The organism is Enterovibrio nigricans DSM 22720 (genome assembly GCF_900167155.1).
GTDB classification, from domain to species: domain Bacteria; phylum Pseudomonadota; class Gammaproteobacteria; order Enterobacterales; family Vibrionaceae; genus Enterovibrio; species Enterovibrio nigricans.
In genome coordinates, this window is sequence record NZ_FUXU01000025.1 from 1 (window position 1) to 16,701 (window position 16,701).

At 45.7% G+C, this 16,701-nt stretch carries 12 protein-coding genes, 1 pseudogene and 1 riboswitch; of the genes and pseudogenes, 11 read left to right on the forward strand and 2 right to left on the reverse strand.

What is annotated here, in order from left to right; translation table 11 throughout:
- Positions 1-728 precede the first annotated feature (728 nt).
- From cydH to B5D35_RS10875, 8 genes and pseudogenes are all read left to right on the forward strand, one after another.
- A complete protein-coding gene (cydH, locus tag B5D35_RS25495) occupies positions 729-821 on the forward strand; it encodes a cytochrome bd-I oxidase subunit CydH (protein ID WP_101210404.1) in 93 nt (30 codons plus the stop codon).
- Between the two features lie 88 nt (positions 822-909).
- Entirely contained in the window at positions 910-2,133 is a 1,224-nt protein-coding gene (locus B5D35_RS10845) for a patatin-like phospholipase family protein (protein ID WP_078752601.1), read from the forward strand.
- 26 nt (positions 2,134-2,159) lie between these two features.
- Positions 2,160-2,717, forward strand: a complete 558-nt coding sequence (locus B5D35_RS10850) for a sugar O-acetyltransferase (RefSeq protein ID WP_078752602.1) — start codon at positions 2,160-2,162, stop codon at positions 2,715-2,717.
- 146 nt (positions 2,718-2,863) lie between these two features.
- A complete protein-coding gene (locus tag B5D35_RS10855; protein WP_078752603.1) occupies positions 2,864-3,463 on the forward strand; it encodes a GTP cyclohydrolase II in 600 nt (199 codons plus the stop codon).
- A gap of 285 nt (positions 3,464-3,748) precedes the next feature.
- Positions 3,749-4,528 carry a hypothetical protein gene (locus B5D35_RS10860; RefSeq protein WP_244556562.1) on the forward strand — a complete coding sequence of 260 codons (780 nt, stop codon included), beginning with the start codon at positions 3,749-3,751 and terminating at the stop codon, positions 4,526-4,528.
- Between the two features lie 269 nt (positions 4,529-4,797).
- Positions 4,798-6,000 (forward strand): annotated as a pseudogene (gene emrD, locus B5D35_RS10865) (multidrug efflux MFS transporter EmrD).
- Between the two features lie 242 nt (positions 6,001-6,242).
- Positions 6,243-7,640: a peptide MFS transporter gene (locus B5D35_RS10870; protein WP_078752604.1), complete on the forward strand. Its 1,398-nt coding sequence runs from the start codon at positions 6,243-6,245 to the stop codon at positions 7,638-7,640.
- Positions 7,641-7,986: 346 nt separating this feature from the next.
- A riboswitch (cyclic di-GMP riboswitch) is annotated at positions 7,987-8,074 on the forward strand.
- A 28-nt stretch (positions 8,075-8,102) separates the two neighbouring features.
- Positions 8,103-10,712, forward strand: coding sequence for a calcium-binding protein (locus tag B5D35_RS10875; protein ID WP_078752605.1), 2,610 nt, complete (start codon positions 8,103-8,105; stop codon positions 10,710-10,712).
- Between the two features lie 178 nt (positions 10,713-10,890).
- Here the strand turns inward: B5D35_RS10875 and B5D35_RS10880 are convergent, their stop codons facing one another.
- Positions 10,891-11,520: a response regulator gene (locus tag B5D35_RS10880; protein ID WP_078752606.1), complete on the reverse strand. Its 630-nt coding sequence runs from the start codon at positions 11,518-11,520 to the stop codon at positions 10,891-10,893.
- 16 nt (positions 11,521-11,536) lie between these two features.
- Positions 11,537-13,225 carry a nitrate/nitrite two-component system sensor histidine kinase NarQ gene (narQ, locus tag B5D35_RS10885; protein ID WP_244556563.1) on the reverse strand — a complete coding sequence of 563 codons (1,689 nt, stop codon included), beginning with the start codon at positions 13,223-13,225 and terminating at the stop codon, positions 11,537-11,539.
- 195 nt (positions 13,226-13,420) lie between these two features.
- Between narQ and napF the strand changes: the two genes are divergently transcribed.
- The 3 genes from napF to napA are packed head-to-tail and all read left to right on the forward strand — an operon-like array spanning position 13,421 to position 16,690.
- Positions 13,421-13,936: a ferredoxin-type protein NapF gene (gene napF / locus B5D35_RS10895; protein ID WP_078752609.1), complete on the forward strand. Its 516-nt coding sequence runs from the start codon at positions 13,421-13,423 to the stop codon at positions 13,934-13,936.
- Positions 13,933-14,220 carry a chaperone NapD gene (locus B5D35_RS10900; protein ID WP_078752610.1) on the forward strand — a complete coding sequence of 96 codons (288 nt, stop codon included), beginning with the start codon at positions 13,933-13,935 and terminating at the stop codon, positions 14,218-14,220. Before napF ends, B5D35_RS10900 begins: the two co-directional genes overlap by 4 nt.
- Positions 14,204-16,690 (forward strand): nitrate reductase catalytic subunit NapA, encoded by a 2,487-nt coding sequence (napA, locus tag B5D35_RS10905; protein WP_078752611.1) that lies wholly within the window; start codon positions 14,204-14,206, stop codon positions 16,688-16,690. Before B5D35_RS10900 ends, napA begins: the two co-directional genes overlap by 17 nt.
- The last annotated feature ends 11 nt before the right edge of the window (positions 16,691-16,701 follow it).

Consider the following 16,701-nt stretch of genomic DNA (forward strand, 5'->3'; position numbering starts at 1 on the left):
GCCTGAAACTCAGTATATTGCTTAAGAACCGAACAACTTTAGGCTGCCATGTCTTCCAACCGAATTAAGCAACAAAGCCGTGATGATGTTATGTGATCGTAATTGAGCGGAGTATTCTAAATGTAAACAGATTATGTATGGTGTATTACACTGACTAAAATATTTTGATTGGTGAAAAATAGTAATTTGAAATTATGGTTTAACTGTCTTTAATTTGTACAAAAATGTGTTTTGGTTCGAATTTCTGATTAAGCGCTCAAAAAAGCACCATAACATTAAATTGTAGCCTGTTTTCTAGACACATCAACATATGAGAACAGATTGGTTGTTGTCATAACTATTTAAATAATAATGATAAAAAATTGAATATATTTAGAGTTCGAATTAATTGCATTGTTAACTTGGTGTGAATTAATACCTTCTATTTTGAACGTTATCTCTTGCGTTGGTGGCAGGTAATAGCCTGCGGATTCTTGAAGTGATTGTGTAAACGTGGTTCCTAAAAGGAGGCTTTGTTGTTTGGCGGGTTTTTAAACGTAGAGCAGCAAAAAATCCTGATCTAGCAAGTAACGACAGGCTTTATGCTTTGAGTCACAATTTGAAACATAATCACCAGAACTAGGACGAGATAGTTTCAAATAGTGAATGTTACTGCTTGATCAGTTACGTGCTCTACATTATGTATATGTAACGCTAATGTTGTATTTCATGTGATTGGAGCTAAGAAAATGGACACTAATTTAAGAATCGCTTTATTCACCGCGTTTGCAGCTCTTGCAGGCATCATTACCTTTGCAACTGTAGCGATTGTGTTCTCCTGAACGCTCGTTGCACAAATTGTTGGCTCTGCAATGGCGACCTTGAGTAGAATGGTTCTGAATATAGAACAGCATTCTCTCAGAGGTTGGTGTGCAGAGTTCCAATGTAAAAAAAGGTTCATTGTTATCCCTGGATGAGCAATACAAGCGTCATCCGTTTCTTTCCTCAACGCAAAATAGAAAGCTCAGAGTTGCACTCGTCGCGCAAGGTGGGGGGCAGCGTGGTGTTTTCACCGCTGGCGTTATTGATGCGTTTCTAGAAGCTGAATTTGACCCGTTCGAGTTGTACATAGGTACATCCGCAGGGGCACTCAATCTTTCCTCCTATATCACTCGCCAACGTGGGTTTGGTTTTCGTTTTATTACGCAATATACGACGCACGACCGATTTTTCAATTTGATGAAATACGTACGCCGTCAACAGTTTATGGATTTGGACTGGGCGTTAGAAGCCGCAGGACCAAATTCTCCAGATGGCCTCCAAGTAGAGAATGCACGCTCTTTGCTTGAAAACCGAAGGGCGTATGCGTGTGTTACTAATACCCGCACGTTAGAACCCGAATATTTCAATTTGTTGGAAGATAATTACCTGGACGTGTTGAAAGCAACATGTGCTATTCCCTTGCTCTATCCTGAAAGCGTACAAATTGGTGACCACCACTTTGTTGATGGTGGGGTGAGTGGCGCAATCCCGGCGAGAGAGGCCTACAACCGTGGCGCCGATGTTATTGTTGTGATTCGTACGGAACCCGTGGAAGAACAAGAAAAAGAGCTGCCTGTCGCACCCGCGTTTTTGGATAATCTGAAAAGCCGGATGGAAGAGCGATTACCGCAGTACTTTGAACGGTTTAATGTGGAAGACAGGCTTGATAAGCTGCAAGATTTTCATGGTCATGTTCAACAGCATGTCCAAACGCTAAAAGCGCGTTATAAAGAGAACCATCAAGAGCCGATATGGCATAAACTCAGAGACATGGTGCCCGACAAGTTAAACCAAAATGGCGGTAGGTGGCTGTTTGGCGGTGAATCGATATATCGCTTACAGGCAATGAGCGGGCACAAAATCAATGCTGTTATGTTTGATATGGTCACGAAACATTATCAAAGTTACCACGATGCGATTGATTTTATGGCACGTCCTCCAGCACGGACTTTACTTATGCAAATTGCGCCCGACGCTCCGCTTGAAAGCAGCGCATTATTGAGTAAATCATTTCAATTGAAGCTTGATTACTTTCAAGGCCATGAGCTGGGACGGGCATTTTTAAATCAATATGGTTCAGCGCTAAATTCTCTTTCTACGGTTGGTAAATAGAGTCGATTTTTATCAGGGACGTACTTTTGACTGAATTTGAAAAAATGCAGCAGGGGCTGCCATACAGCCCTGTTGATTCAGAGTTGATGCAATTTCGTTTTGCTTCCAGAAGGCTCTGTCAGCAGCTTAATGCTGTCGATCCTGCCGATACGGATAAGCAATATATGGTTATCACCAAACTGTTTGCAAGGCGGGGCAGGGGCGTTGTCGTAGAAGCGCCTTTTACTTGTACCTATGGCATGAATTTGCATCTTGGAAATAACGTTGCGTTTGGCCCCAATTGCACGGTTATTGATAGTAGCCATATTGAAATCGGCAATAATGTATTGATAGGTCCAGCAGTGGGGCTTTATACAACCACACAAGCGTTACTGCCGCTTGAACAGCAAAATGGCGATAACGAGATCTCACTGCCTATAATTATTGGCAACAACGTAGTAATTGGTGGTAACAGTGTCATCAAAGCTGGTGTGTCGATTGGCGAAGGAGCCGTTATTGATGCAGGCTCAGTGGTGGAAGGCGATGTTGAGCCATTTTCCGTTGTCGCGGGGAATCCGGCTGCCGTAGTTAGACGCCTACGATGATTCGTTATTGGCAGTGGTGCTGGACTTCTGTTACGATTGCCCGCCGCATTGATTGAGTTGTTATAATATAACAATTGTCGCAATCGGTGTTGCAGTATAGGGCAGTACACCTCGGTTAACGCCGACATAACAGAGTATTACAGTCGATGGCAAAAATTAGAGCAAGAGTCCCGTTGAATGTTGGAGTGGGAAGTAAGGTTCCTGCAGAAGTCCTGTCATTCGAAGGTTTGACCTCAAATCAAGAGCACGTCGCAATCATCTTCCAATGCGCTGACAAACAGCAAGGCGCCCCTCTCGTTCGTATGCACTCCGAATGTCTTACTGGTGATGTTTTCCATTCGTCTCGTTGTGACTGTGGTGAGCAGCTAGAAGAAACCATCCTGAAAATGGGTGAGCAAGGCGGCATATTGCTGTACTTGCGCCAAGAAGGCCGAGGTATTGGTCTTTACAACAAATTGGATGCGTATGAATTGCAAAGTCAGGGAATGGATACCTACGAAGCAAATAATCACCTTGGGTTCGCCGACGATCTTCGGACCTTTGAGGATGCAGCAGATATGCTGAAAGCTCTGGGTGTTACAAAGATTCGTCTGATCACAAACAATCCTAAGAAAATTAAAGATATTCAAGACCACGGCATTGAGCTTGAAGCGGTGGTAGGCACCGAAGCGCATCTTAAAGACGGCAATAAGCTGTATTTGAAAGCTAAAATTTCTCACGGAAAGCATAAGCTACGTTTGAGTTAATCCGCAGCCGTTAAAAACATTTAGAAAGCCCAGCATCTTCGCTGGGCTTTTTTGTTTGGCTCTATATCACATCTGGCAAAGATCGGTTGTCTATAGCTAAACAACAGGCCGATGATTTAAAAACCCAACCTTGCTTCCGAATGACGAATAGATAAGTTTGACAGCCAATCTAGAGTTTTGCAGCAACGCCTCATTACTGCATTTTCAACACTTTAACCTGTTGCTATTAAAACGTTTTTCGAAGATTTTACGCAGAGTTTTAGTAGTCAGATTCGAGGCTTTGCTATGTTGAAAAATAATAAGAAAATGATGAACCTGTTCGCTGTTTCTGCTTTGGCATTTGCTGTGTCGCAACCTGTATTGGCACATGAATATGTGGTGACACCTGAAATGGCCGCCAGCTATGGGTTAACGATGCCAACGTTGACAGCAAATATGGAAAAGATCCCATACTCTTACCTTGTTTACGGTGGCCAGATTGAAATCAAGTTGGAAGGGGCAAAGTTCAATACTTCTGACATCAATGTGCTTCGTAATGCGGTGAGTGTGTCGAGCGAAAACCGTCTGGTGCCATATCGCGCAACCTCCAACTCAGTGAGATTCCGTGTGTCAGGTGATTTCGATCTTCGTGCACTAAATTTTGTTGATTTCACAGTTGATTCAAGCGTACTCACTATCCCGCAAGACCTGACGTTAACTCTGCCCGTTGACCAAGATATTGCGGCTCCTGATACGCCACACGAGGAGGCAAACAAGGTTGCACAGTTGAAGGATGCGTCAGTGAAAGCAACAGACTTTCTATCAGGCTCTGGGAAAGTGTTCACAATCAACTTGAAAGAAGGGCAGTTCCTGCCTGGCTGTGCAGACCCAATTGCACATAGCATTATTAAAACCTCCAATGTTCAAGGTATCGTTCGCATCTGGCAGCGTACCAATACATCCGTCGATTTTATCGTAGAAGGCGGTCACTACACGACGAGCAGTGGTAATTGGAACTTCGAGTTAGCACCAGAAACAACCACGCTGGGAACCACATTGCACGTGAGCACACCGATTGTTCACTAATCCTTGTTGATGACGAAAAGAAAGCACCCATTGGGTGCTTTCTTATTGCTCAAATACTTCGCATTACAAAAACTAATCCTTTCTATGATTTCTTATCGTGTATGAAACACGGTTTTTATGTTGTTTAACTTCCTCTCGGCCATTAGTATCTGCGCAAAACCCGAGGGGGAAAGAAATTATCTGCAGTTTTCTCCGCTAGAATCCATTTTCGCTTCTCTCCCTCGCATAAAAGAAACTTAGTTAATTTGCTTGTTTAGGGAGACCTGGTGATGTCGTCGACAACGCCTTTGTCCAAAATTCTCATGATGATCATCATTCTGGCTGCGGTCGGTCAGATGACTCAAACTATGTATGTTCCGTCTATGGCTTTGATGGCGGAAGACTTCAGTGTGTCTCCAGCTTTGCTGCAAGCGGTGATGGCGTGTTATCTCATCCCTTATGGTTTGTCGCAGTTTATCTATGGCCCTTTGTCGGATCGTTTTGACCGCAAACCCATTATTTTGGTTGGCTTAGCAATCTACCTTGTAGGCACCATCGCTGCGTTGGTTGCACCTTCATTCAATCTGTTCTTGGTTGCGAGTGTCATCCAAGGTGCGGGTATTGGTTGTGGTGGGGCTATGGCCCGTACTCTGACACGCGATTGTTTCGACGGTAGTCGTTTGCACCGTGCGAATAGTCTTGTCAGCGTAGGTCTTATTTTCTCGCCGCTGGCTGCACCTGTGATCGGTGGTCTTCTGAGCACTTATATTAACTGGCAGGCCAGTTATGCATTCTTGCTGGTATTGGCGGCGGTGGTTTACCTGATCATGTCGCTTTACTTTGAATAAACGCTACCCGTTGAATCTCGCCGAAATGATTCGGTGCTAGCACGTTACCAATACGTGATGAGTAACCGCCAGTTTCAAGGTTATCTCATTTGTCTTATTGCTGTTTTTTCGGGTATCGCAGTCTTTGAAGCGGCAGCGGGCGTGATTTTAGGCAGTACGTTAGGGTTGAATGCTGCGACGGTAAGTTTGCTGTTCGTAATGCCACTGCCGGGTTTTATGCTTGGCTCTTGGCTATCCAGTATGATTGAGCAACGTTTGTCTGTGGCAAAGTCCCTGATCATCGGGACCGCGGTACTCATTATTGGTGCATTGGTGGTTTTCATTCCGGGTATTGAAGGCGTGGTGACCGTTGAAACATTGATTGGTGGTGCGTTTATCTATTTTCTCGGGGCGGGGGTGTTGTTTCCTTCGGCAACGACAGGTGCATTGTCACCCTTTCCTCACCATGCGGGCACCGCTGGTGCAGTATTGGGCGGTGTTCAGAACATGGCGGCAGGATTTTTTACACTGATCGCCGCAAAAATGAGTGTCAATGACCAGTTTTCGCTTGGCGCCATATTATTAGCGATGGCCGTTGTAACTGGATTAGGGTTACTCCTATGTAGAAATAGAAAAATGGCACCTGACTTACCTGTCACCGCGTAAACTAATCTGCTTATTTCCTCCCAGCTAACCGCAGGAATTTCATAAGATATTTCTGCGGTTTTTGTGCTTTATAGACAATTAATCCCATTTATCAACTATGCAATCTTAAGTTTTCGTTCAATTATTATTTGCGGCAAAGACCGATTTGGTGCAGTCTTTACGGCCTGCGGCGGAGACTAGAGAGGAAAGGAGGCCCCGATATTGCCCCGCCAGGCTAATAATAATAGGCGGTATAGACAAACATGAATGCAAACACTCAGGCAACGTGGCTTGGTCATCCTCGCGGATTGTTCCTGCTCTGTGGTACAGAGTTGTGGGAACGTTTCTCCTTCTATGCAATGCGCGCCATTCTGGTGCTTTATCTCACAGACAAAACCATAAATGGTGGCCTTGGTTGGACGACTCAAGACGCACTGAATCTCTATGGTATCTATACCGGTTTGGTCTACCTGACACCTGTGCTGGGTGGGTGGTTAGCCGACAACTTCCTTGGTCAACGACGCTCTATTCTTATTGGTGGTGCATTAATGGCGATCGGTCAGTTCACACTGGCGTTGCCGAATAGCATCATTGACCCTTATGAGCTGAATGCTTTCTATGTTGGTCTGGCCTTCCTTATTGTGGGTAATGGCCTCTTCAAGCCAAATATTTCGACGATGGTTGGCCACTTGTACAATGAAGGTGATAACCGTCGTGACGGCGCGTTTACCATCTTTTATATGGGCATTAACTTAGGCTCACTGCTTGCAGGTATCATTGCGGGCACTGCATCTTCAGAATACGGTTGGAAAGCAGGCTTCTTGTGTGCCGGTATCGGTATGTTGATGTCGCTTGTTATTCAGATGGTTTTTGCCAATAAATACTTGGGCAGCATTGGTATTGAGCCTGCGGCTAAAAAGCAACTTCGTGAATCGGGTTCGTTAGAAAAACAGCCATTGACGAAAGTAGAGCGTGATCGCCTGAAAGTTATCGTCGTAATGAGTTTGTTCGTTATCATCTTCTGGGCAGGCTTCGAGCAAGCTGGCGGTTTGATGAACATTTACTCGCAAGAGTATACAAACCGTATGATCGGTGCATTTGAAGTACCAGCGGCTTGGTTTCAATCATTGAACCCGTTCTTTATTATCTTGATTGCCCCGATTCTGGCTGTGTTTTGGCGTCGACTAGGCGCGAATGAGCCGAGTTCGCCGATCAAGTTTGCAATGGCAATGGGCTTCCTTGCGATGGGATTTGTCTGCATGGTTGGTGCGGCACTTCAGCAAGGGGGGGATATGTCAGTGAAAGCCTCCATGTGGTGGTTGGTTGGTGCATATTTCTTCCATACACTGGGTGAGCTTTGCTTGTCTCCGATTGGTTTGTCATTGATCACTAAACTGGCACCGCTACGTTTAATGTCAGTCATGATGGGAACTTGGTTCTGTGCCAATGCCGTCGCGAACTATGTGGCAGGTTTGATTGGTAGCCATGTTGGCGATGCGGGCCCGTTGGCAATCTTCGGTGGTATCGCAGTGACTTCCGCCATTGCCGGTGTACTGTTAGTACTTTGCTCAAGCAAACTGGTTGATTGGATGCATGGCGCAGAAGGTGCAAAATCGCTAGAAAATGAAAAAGCGGAAGAACCTACACCAGCAACGGCATAAGTTTTACTAGAAACTGAACTAATGAAAAAGCCATCCATCGTGATGGCTTTTTTGATATAGCCACTTTGTTGTGCATTTATTTCTATACGAGAGATGCAATAACTAATGCTATCGTCATCCTTCCGTACTGAATGAAATCTCATTACTTTCTAATACCATTTGGTTCTTTCGCCATAACCGACTAAAAAAACTCCCCCCCTTGTCCTGAAAATCCCCTTAATTCTCATGAAATGCCTTGATGCTATGTGGCTAATCAACCAGTCTGAGAGCCATATGAAACAGGGCGGTGGTATAAATAGTTGTTGTTTTAGGGGCCCTAAAAAAAATAAACAATAGGACGCAAGGTAGAATAAAAAGCCAAACCTACCGCGAGGTTGGGACGGAAAGCTTCAGATCTCTCTAATCAATCATGGACAGATGGCTGAGCTACCTCGAGCTGGTTAGCAAACGAGGATATAACTCATGGCAACAATTACAGGTACTAATGGATCAGACACGCTAAATGGCACGTTGGGAAACGACACCATTACGGGTAAAAATGGTGATGACACAATATATGGTGATGTTGGTTCGGGCGGCAGCTCTACAAAAACTGGCGCAGTATTTGTTATGGGCCAAGATTTTTCTATGAACAGTGGCAATTTCCACACTTGGTCATTCCCACCCACACTTAACTTCACCGGTTCAACATCGACAGTGACCTATAACGATGATGATGGTCAATTAAACGGTGATGACAAATGCAATGAATATTCTGACGATAAATCGCAATCGGTGGAAATTGACGGGCAAGAATACGGCGTAAACGTGGACTTCAGCCTCAAATATTGCGATAGCGACGGCAACGTGTATACCTTTGCGGTGGTAGATGTAGACCTAGACTCTAATGGTTATCACTATTGCAATGTCGGTGAAAATGGCAAAATTCTGATTCAGATAGATGGCCCCGAAATTACATCAAGCACCGATCTCAGCCTCGTACCAAACTCCTACCAGAACGTAAGCAGCCTGAACTATGACGATATCACAGAGCCAACGACGGTTGATCCGTCAGTAGGCGGCGATGACACGATTTCGGGTGGTAGCGGGAATGATACTATTCATGGCCAAGGTGGGAATGACTACATCGAAGGCGATAATGGTCAGGACAAATTATACGGCGGTGATGGCGATGACATCATTTATGGCAACACGGCGTCGCCTAACTTTGGTGGCGGTGATCCTTGTGTAACCGTGTTCCAAATGGGTAACGACTTTACTATGCCTTCCGGTGGTGAATTTCACTCTTTTTGTTTTCCACCAAAGCTGACATTTGATGGCGGCTCAACCAAAGTTACATTCCAAGATGATGATGGCGTGCTAAACGGTGACAACTACTGTAACGAGTACTCAGATGATAAGTCACAAACAGTCACTATCGACGGCAACACTTACTCTGTAAATCTTGATTACACCCTTAAGTATTGTGACTCTGATGGCAACATATATACCTTTGCCATTATTGACGTAGATCTTGATGGCAATGGACACCACTACAACAACCTGAATGAAAACGGAAACCTTCTTCTGCAAATTGATGGCCCAGAAATTACCGATACAACCGATTTGTCTTTAGTTTCAAACTCTTATAGTAATATTAATTCTTTGAATTACGACGATATTTCTGAAGAGCAAACGCAAATGACCAATGATGAAGACTACATCGACGGCGGTGCGGGTAACGATACAATCTACGGTCAATGGGGTGATGATGAAATTCATGGCGGAGACGGTGATGACACCATCTATGGGGGAACAATAGGTACCCAGACCATTGATTGTGATCCAACCGCGAAAGTGTTCATCATGGGGGATGACTTTACCATGCCTAAAGGTGGTGAATTCCATACATGGTGTTTCCCGGAAGAATTAGCGTTTGACGGTGATCGTACCGAAGTGACGTTCCAAGACGATGACGGTGTCCTTAATGGCGATAACATCTGTAACGAATATTCAGATGATAAAACACAAACCGTGACCATTGGTGGAAACACTTACTCAGTGAACCTCGATTACACCTTGCAATACACTGACGGGACCAATACCTACAAATTCGTCATCATCGATGTGGATTTGGATGGCAATGCTCACCACTACAGTAATGTTGCTGAAAACGGCAAAATTCTACTTCAAATAGAAGGCCCTGAGATCACGGCATCGACCAATCTGACATTGGTTGCAAACTCCTACAGTAATATCACTGAATTGAATTACTCTGAGTTTGCGGAAACGACCAAAACGGTAGAAGTCAGCGACAAAGACACCATTCACGGTGGGGATGGGGACGATACTATCTATGGCGGTGACGATGATGACGTTGTATACGGTGATGCGGGTGATGACACCCTTTTCGGTGGTAAAGGCGACGATATCATCCACGGTGGTGAAGGTAACGATACCTTGCTTGGTGGTCCGGGCAAGGATGAGCTGTACGGTGGTGCGGGCGATGACCAGTATATTGGTAGCAACGGTGATGACACCTTCGTGTTTGGAGAAGATGATTTTGTCGGTTTGACCACCACAAACCCAGCGGGCCAAACCATTAATAAGTCCATGTACAATGCGGATAATGGTTTCGACAGAATGCTGGTTAATGGCGATGCTAACGTTGATTTTACGGGTGCCTCTTATCAGTCTGACCCAAATATTAAAGGCAACGTCATGGCGCAAATTGAAGCGGTTATCGGTGATGACGGCGATCAAGATGTGACGATTAATCCCAATGAAATCTGGGCACAATCAGATATGCCATTTGGAGAAGATCTGGGGAAGCCGGATGATTGGGATGGGTTTGTTGCCCACTTAGGTGGGGGTGATGATTCGTTTAACCTTGCTGGTTTGCCTTGGAGCTATGACGAAAATGCGACCGTAAACGCGCCGCTTTCCGCAGAAATGATCAGTATCATGGGGCTAAACAATACACAAGTTGGCGAGTTGACTGCGTATGTGTTCACTCACGATACGCAAGATCGCACCATTACCGTATGGACGGATGCAGAAAGTGTCACATTAAATGGTGATGATATTTTCTAAATCACTAACATGTCATTACATTGAAAAAGGAAAGGCTCACTTCGGTGAGTCTTTTTGCCATCTATTCTATTGACGCTACTGTATTCTCATCGTGTTTTGTCAGCGTTGATAATCTGTTGAGCAATTTGTCTACGTATGAATGACGCGTCCTGTGCCTGATTCAATCAGCGTATAACCATTAGTTAATGGTTTCATGCTCTAGGTATAAAAGCGTGGCGGCCATTCTTGATTCTACACCTAGCTTTTTCAGCAGGTTTTTCAAATGGACTTTAACTGTCGCTTCCGAAATGTATAGGTGCTCGCCAATTTGTTTATTGCGAAACCCTTTGGCCACTTGCTGCAAAATCTGCAGTTCACGTTCAGTAAGAACACTGAGAGGGGAAGTTTGGTCCTGTGTTCGTTCCAAAAACGCTTTTACGGTATCGCTATAGGCTTTTTCACCAGTCATCGCAATTTTTAATTGTGCAACGATTTCTTCGGGTTCGCTGTCTTTGAGCAAGTACCCATCAGCACCTGCTTGCACTATTGCATGAATGTCATTTGGGCTGTCTGAAACAGTCAATATGACAATGATCGATGTGCAGCCGTCAGAGCGTAGTGCCCGTAACGTATCAAGCCCCGATAAGCCTTTCATATTGAGGTCTAAAATGATCAGGTCGGGCTCGTGTCTTGCGGCTTCAGCTATAGCGTCTGTTCCCGTGCTGACTTCTGAAACATGGCTAACTTCAGGCTCAAATTTTAAAAGTTGAGCAAGCCCTTTACGCATTAAAGGGTGGTCATCAACCAGAAGTACATTCCATTCACTCACTGTAAACTCCAATGTTCTATTTCAATGAGAATTTTAGGCAGACTTTGCAACCGTGATCCGGTGAAGAAACTATACGCAGGTTCCCCCCCAGCAACTGTGCTCGTTCTTGCATTATATTCAAACCATAGTGGTCGGGTTTTTCTTCTGTTAAAACAAAGCCTTTACCGTTATCAGTGATGTCGATATACGCAAACGCTTTGTCCTGACGGCATTCAATCAAGATCTCGCTCGCTTCTGCATGTTTAATGGCGTTAGAGCAGGCCTCTCGAATGATTTGCAAACTATGCATTTGGCGTTGTGCATCCATAGACATAACATCAATCGACGAGGAAAGTGTTATGGGGGCAGCAACTTGTGCTTGCAGTGTTTTAACCAGTTCGTGTAGCGCAAGCCCGAAATCACTGTTTGTCAGTGATAAACGGAACGCATTGAGCAATTCTCGTAGTTGATGGTAGGCAATGCCTAATTGTTCACTAATCTCCTGAGTGATGTCATCGCAATCTTGGTTGTCGATAAGCTTTAGGTGTCGTTTTAGCAACGTCGTTTGAATTTTAAGGTACGAAAGTGACTGTGCGATAGAGTCATGAAGCTCCCGTGCTAGCGTGGCACGCTCTTCCATCACAGCCAAATGTGTTGCCTGTTTTTGCGCATGGTTGTAATAAATGCCACGCGCCATGACGGACGCTAAATTTGATAAGAGAACGGTATCCGTCATCGCAATGTCACCTTGCCACTCTAGTGTCCCTAACGTTTCACCATCCAGTTTTAGTGGTTGTGTATACCAGCCCTGGTTTGTGGAATCACCCGTTTCTATCGCCCATTCTGACAAGTTGGGATTATTCACACTGAGTCGAAGTGCTTGAACGCCTTCAATTTGCAGCGTCGTGGCGAGCATTTTTTTAAAACTGTCTCGGGTAAGAAAACTGGAAGAAAGCTGAGTAGAGCAATCATAGAGAACATTCAGCGCGTGGTTGGCTTTAGTGAGCTTTCGTGTTTTCAATTCGATTTTGGATTTTAAATCGGCATAGAGCTCTTTTAGCTCGTTTGTCATCAAACCAAAACTTTCCGTCAGGACACCCAGTTCGTTGCTTCGTACTGCGGGTAGTACGATCTCGAAATCTCTTTTTTGGATGCTTTTGCTCGCTAGTACCAGTTGATTCAAAGGGCTAACGATGCGTTTTTGTGTGTAGTGAATGAGGAAAATGACAATGGCAAGTATCAGGCCTAGGCCAACACTGCTTACTAAGGCGAGAACTTGTAACTTGTTCTCCGAATGCGTTTGTAATGCAAACACAAAACGGTCAATTTCATTGACGAAAAGGCCGACTTGTTCGAGGTAAAACTGCCTGTCTGGCCCTTCAAGCTCCGGTTTTAGTTTTAACCATTGTGCGATAAGGAGATCGTACCTGACGCGAATTTCTTCCGGCACAGCAAGGTTATCCAGTAGCTGTAATTCAGGTGAAAAAAGTGAGGCTTCGAACATGCTGATGTGATCGGTGTAACGTGGTGAGTCGGTTACGATGTCATAAGCGAGCCGATAACTTTGCATACGCAACGAGCCAGAGGTATTAACCGCCGCAGCGTCATTGAGACTGGATGCCAAGGTAATAATAGAAAAGCCGGTAATAATGACAGCCAAAGTCAAAATGCTCAGCAGGGCTCGCGCGACAGTGGTTGTCACGGACTTCTTAACGGTTGCGTTCAAATTGGGTCTGCCCTTCAAACGAGTATTTCCACGGTTTTCGTCATAATGTGATTTGCGACAATATAAGAAATTGATCTAGAACAATACCACCCCCGATCTACCCCCTTAGAGGTATATATCCACCTCTCAATTCTTCTTAACGTGGCTCCATCGTCGCTAAGTACTGGCGAATCAAAGAGAAACGTAAGGTTGCTCATGGTAGACACACACCGTCGCTTTTTCCTTAGAAGCAAACAGAAAATCGCACATCAGCCTCTTCCTTGGTTGAAGGATGCGGCGGCATTTTCGGATCACTGCACACGTTGCGGAGAGTGCCAGCGGGCTTGTCCTGAAAATATTATTGTGTCAGGTGATGGTGGTTTTCCGACCCTAGATTTCAAATTGGGTGAATGTACCTTCTGCTATGACTGTGCTGAGGCCTGTCCTGAGTCACTCTTTCTTCCTGAGTCACTCTTTCTTCCTGAGTCACTCTTTCTTCCTGAATCTGAACAGCCTTGGAAACAATCCATCTCGATTGCAACAACGTGCTTAGCAAAGAACGCGGTTGAATGCAGAAGCTGCGCGGATGTGTGCGAGCCTCGTGCTATTCAATTCCGCATGACGTTGGGCAATGTTGCTCAACCCCAATTTTCCACATCAACGTGTACAGGGTGTGGCGCTTGCGTCTCACCCTGTCCAGTTTCTGCAATTTCAATGGAGCAATCACTTTGAATGAGTACCACGTTAGCAGCTTGATTGTGCATGCTGCCGCCGACCAAATTGAGACCGTCAAATCGAGTATTGAAGCGTTTGAGGGTACAGAAGTGCCTGCAGCGTCAGAAGCAGGAAAGCTCATCGTGGTCGTTGAAGGAAGCAGCCGCTCTATGCTGCTGGAAGTGTTTGACCAAATTAAAGCGTTGCCGGGTGTACTGGCGGCGACGCTCGTGTTTCATCAGGTCGAGAACGAAGAACCTGAATCAGTAATGGAAGGAGAGGGCAATGAACTTAACGCGTAGAAAGTTCCTCAAAGCCAACGCAGCCGCCGCGGCCGCAAGTGCTGCAGGGATCACACTGCCCGTTGCTGTTGCGCAAGCAGCAGGGAACGATGACCAAGTCACATGGGATAAAGCACCGTGTCGTTTTTGTGGTACGGGTTGTGGTGTGCTGGTAGGGACGCAAAATGGTCGTATTGTGGCATCACAAGGTGACCCTGATGCACCTGTTAACCGTGGTTTGAACTGTATCAAAGGGTACTTCCTGCCAAAAATCATGTACGGAAAAGACCGTTTAACTCAGCCTTTGTTGCGTAAAACCAACGGTGTCTATGACAAAGAAGGTGAATTTGTGCCCGTTTCATGGGACGAAGCACTGGATTTGATGGCAGAAAAGTACGTGACCGCGATTCAACAAAATGGCCCAACAACCGTCGGTATGTTTGGCTCTGGCCAATGGACAGTATGGGAAGGCTACGCGGCAGCTAAGCTGATGAAAGCAGGTTTCCGCACCAACAATATCGACCCGAATGCGCGACACTGTATGGCGTCGGCGGTGGTTGGTTTTATGCGTACTTTTGGTATGGATGAGCCAATGGGTTGCTATGACGACCTCGAAAAAGCCGATGCGTTTGTGCTTTGGGGTTCAAACATGGCCGAAATGCACCCAATCTTATGGTCTCGTCTAGCCGATCGCCGCTTGTCTGCACCACACGTAAAAGTAGCGGTGCTCTCAACATTTGAACATCGCAGTTTTGAGCTGGCTGATAACGGCATGATTTTCACGCCGCAGACCGACTTGGCGATCCTGAACTTTATCGCGAATTACATTATTCAAAACAACAAAGTCGATAAAGGGTTCATCGAAAAACACGTCAACTTCCGCAAAGGCGCGACAGACATTGGTTATGGCCTTCGTCCTACCCATGCGTTAGAAAAAGCGGCAAAAAATGCGGGAAGTGGTGCATCTGATCCGATTGATTTTGATGCCTTTGCGAAATTTGTGGCTGATTACGACGTTAAATCAGTGTCTGAACTTTCTGGAGTACCAGAAGATCAACTTAACGCACTTGCCGAGCTGTATGCTGACCCGAAAGTGAATGTGGTTTCCTACTGGACCATGGGCTTTAACCAGCATACTCGTGGAGTGTGGGCTAACAATCTTGTTTACAACATTCACTTGCTGACAGGCAAAATCTCCAAGCCTGGTTGTGGCCCCTTCTCACTGACGGGTCAGCCATCTGCATGTGGTACAGCACGTGAAGTTGGTACGTTTGCACACCGTCTGCCTGCAGATATGGTAGTAGCGAACCCGAAACACCGAGCGTTTTCAGAAGCTAAATGGCAACTGCCCGAAGGCACGATTCCACCTAAACCAGGCTATCACGCCATTTTACAAGACCGCATGCTGAAAGACGGCAAGCTTAACGTTTACTGGGTGATGTGTAACAACAACATGCAAGCGGGTCCAAACATCAATGAGGAGCGTCTGCCAGGTTACCGTGACCCACGTAACTTCATCATCTGCTCTGACCCTTACCCAACAGTAACAACAATGGCCGCTGACCTAATTTTACCGACTGCGATGTGGGTAGAAAAAGAAGGTGCATACGGTAACGCAGAGCGTCGAACACAATTCTGGTATCAACAGGTTAAAGCGCCAGGTGAGGCTAAATCGGACTTGTGGCAAATTGTTGAGCTGTCTAAGCGGATAAAAGTCTCAGATGTATGGCCTCAAGATTTGATCGCCAAGAAACCTGAATTCGCTGACAAAACCCTGTTCGATATTTTGTTTGCTAACGGAAAAGCGGACAAATATGGCCTTGATGAGATTCCAGCTGACCGACTGAATGATGATGCTCGTGACGCGGGCTTCTATATCCAAAAAGGTCTATTTGAAGAATACGCAGAGTTTGGTCGCGGTAAAGCGCACGATCTTGCACCGTTTGATATGTATCACCAAGCACGTGGCCTGCGTTGGCCTGTCGTGGATGGCAAAGAGACACTTTGGCGTTACGCAGAAGGGTATGACCCCTATGTGAAAGCCGGCGAAGGCTTTGCGTTCTACGGTAAACCCGACAAGAAAGCCGTTATTTTTGCACTGCCTTATGAGCCAGCTGCAGAGGCGCCTGATGAAGAATACGACATGTGGCTATCCACCGGACGTGTTCTTGAGCACTGGCATACAGGCACCATGACACGTCGCGTCCCTGAGCTGTATCGTGCGTTCCCTGACGCGGTTGTGTATATGCACCCGTTGGATGCACGTGCCCGTGGTTTACGTCGTGGTGATGCGGTGAAAGTGGTATCGCGTCGCGGTGAGGTGACGACACATGTGGAAACGCGTGGTCGCAACCGTGTACCAAAGGGGCTGGTGTTTATGCCGTTCTTTGATGCAGGCCAGTTGGTGAATAAATTGACACTGGATGCGACGGATCCGCTGTCAAAAGAAACTGACTACAAGAAATGTGCCGTGAAAGTCGTAAAGGCTTAATGGATTAGCAG

Bases quoted from the DNA above. Each gene is read 5' to 3' on its own strand.
- B5D35_RS10870 (WP_078752604.1), top strand. From the start codon at position 6,243: ATGAATGCAAACACTCAGGCAACGTGGCTTGGTCATCCTCGCGGATTG.
- napF (WP_078752609.1), top strand. From the start codon at position 13,421: ATGGTAGACACACACCGTCGCTTTTTCCTTAGAAGCAAACAGAAAATC.
- B5D35_RS10860 (WP_244556562.1), top strand. From the start codon at position 3,749: ATGTTGAAAAATAATAAGAAAATGATGAACCTGTTCGCTGTTTCTGCT.
- cydH (WP_101210404.1), top strand. From the start codon at position 729: ATGGACACTAATTTAAGAATCGCTTTATTCACCGCGTTTGCAGCTCTT.
- B5D35_RS10875 (WP_078752605.1), top strand. From the start codon at position 8,103: ATGGCAACAATTACAGGTACTAATGGATCAGACACGCTAAATGGCACG.
- B5D35_RS10855 (WP_078752603.1), top strand. From the start codon at position 2,864: ATGGCAAAAATTAGAGCAAGAGTCCCGTTGAATGTTGGAGTGGGAAGT.
- napA (WP_078752611.1), top strand. From the start codon at position 14,204: ATGAACTTAACGCGTAGAAAGTTCCTCAAAGCCAACGCAGCCGCCGCG.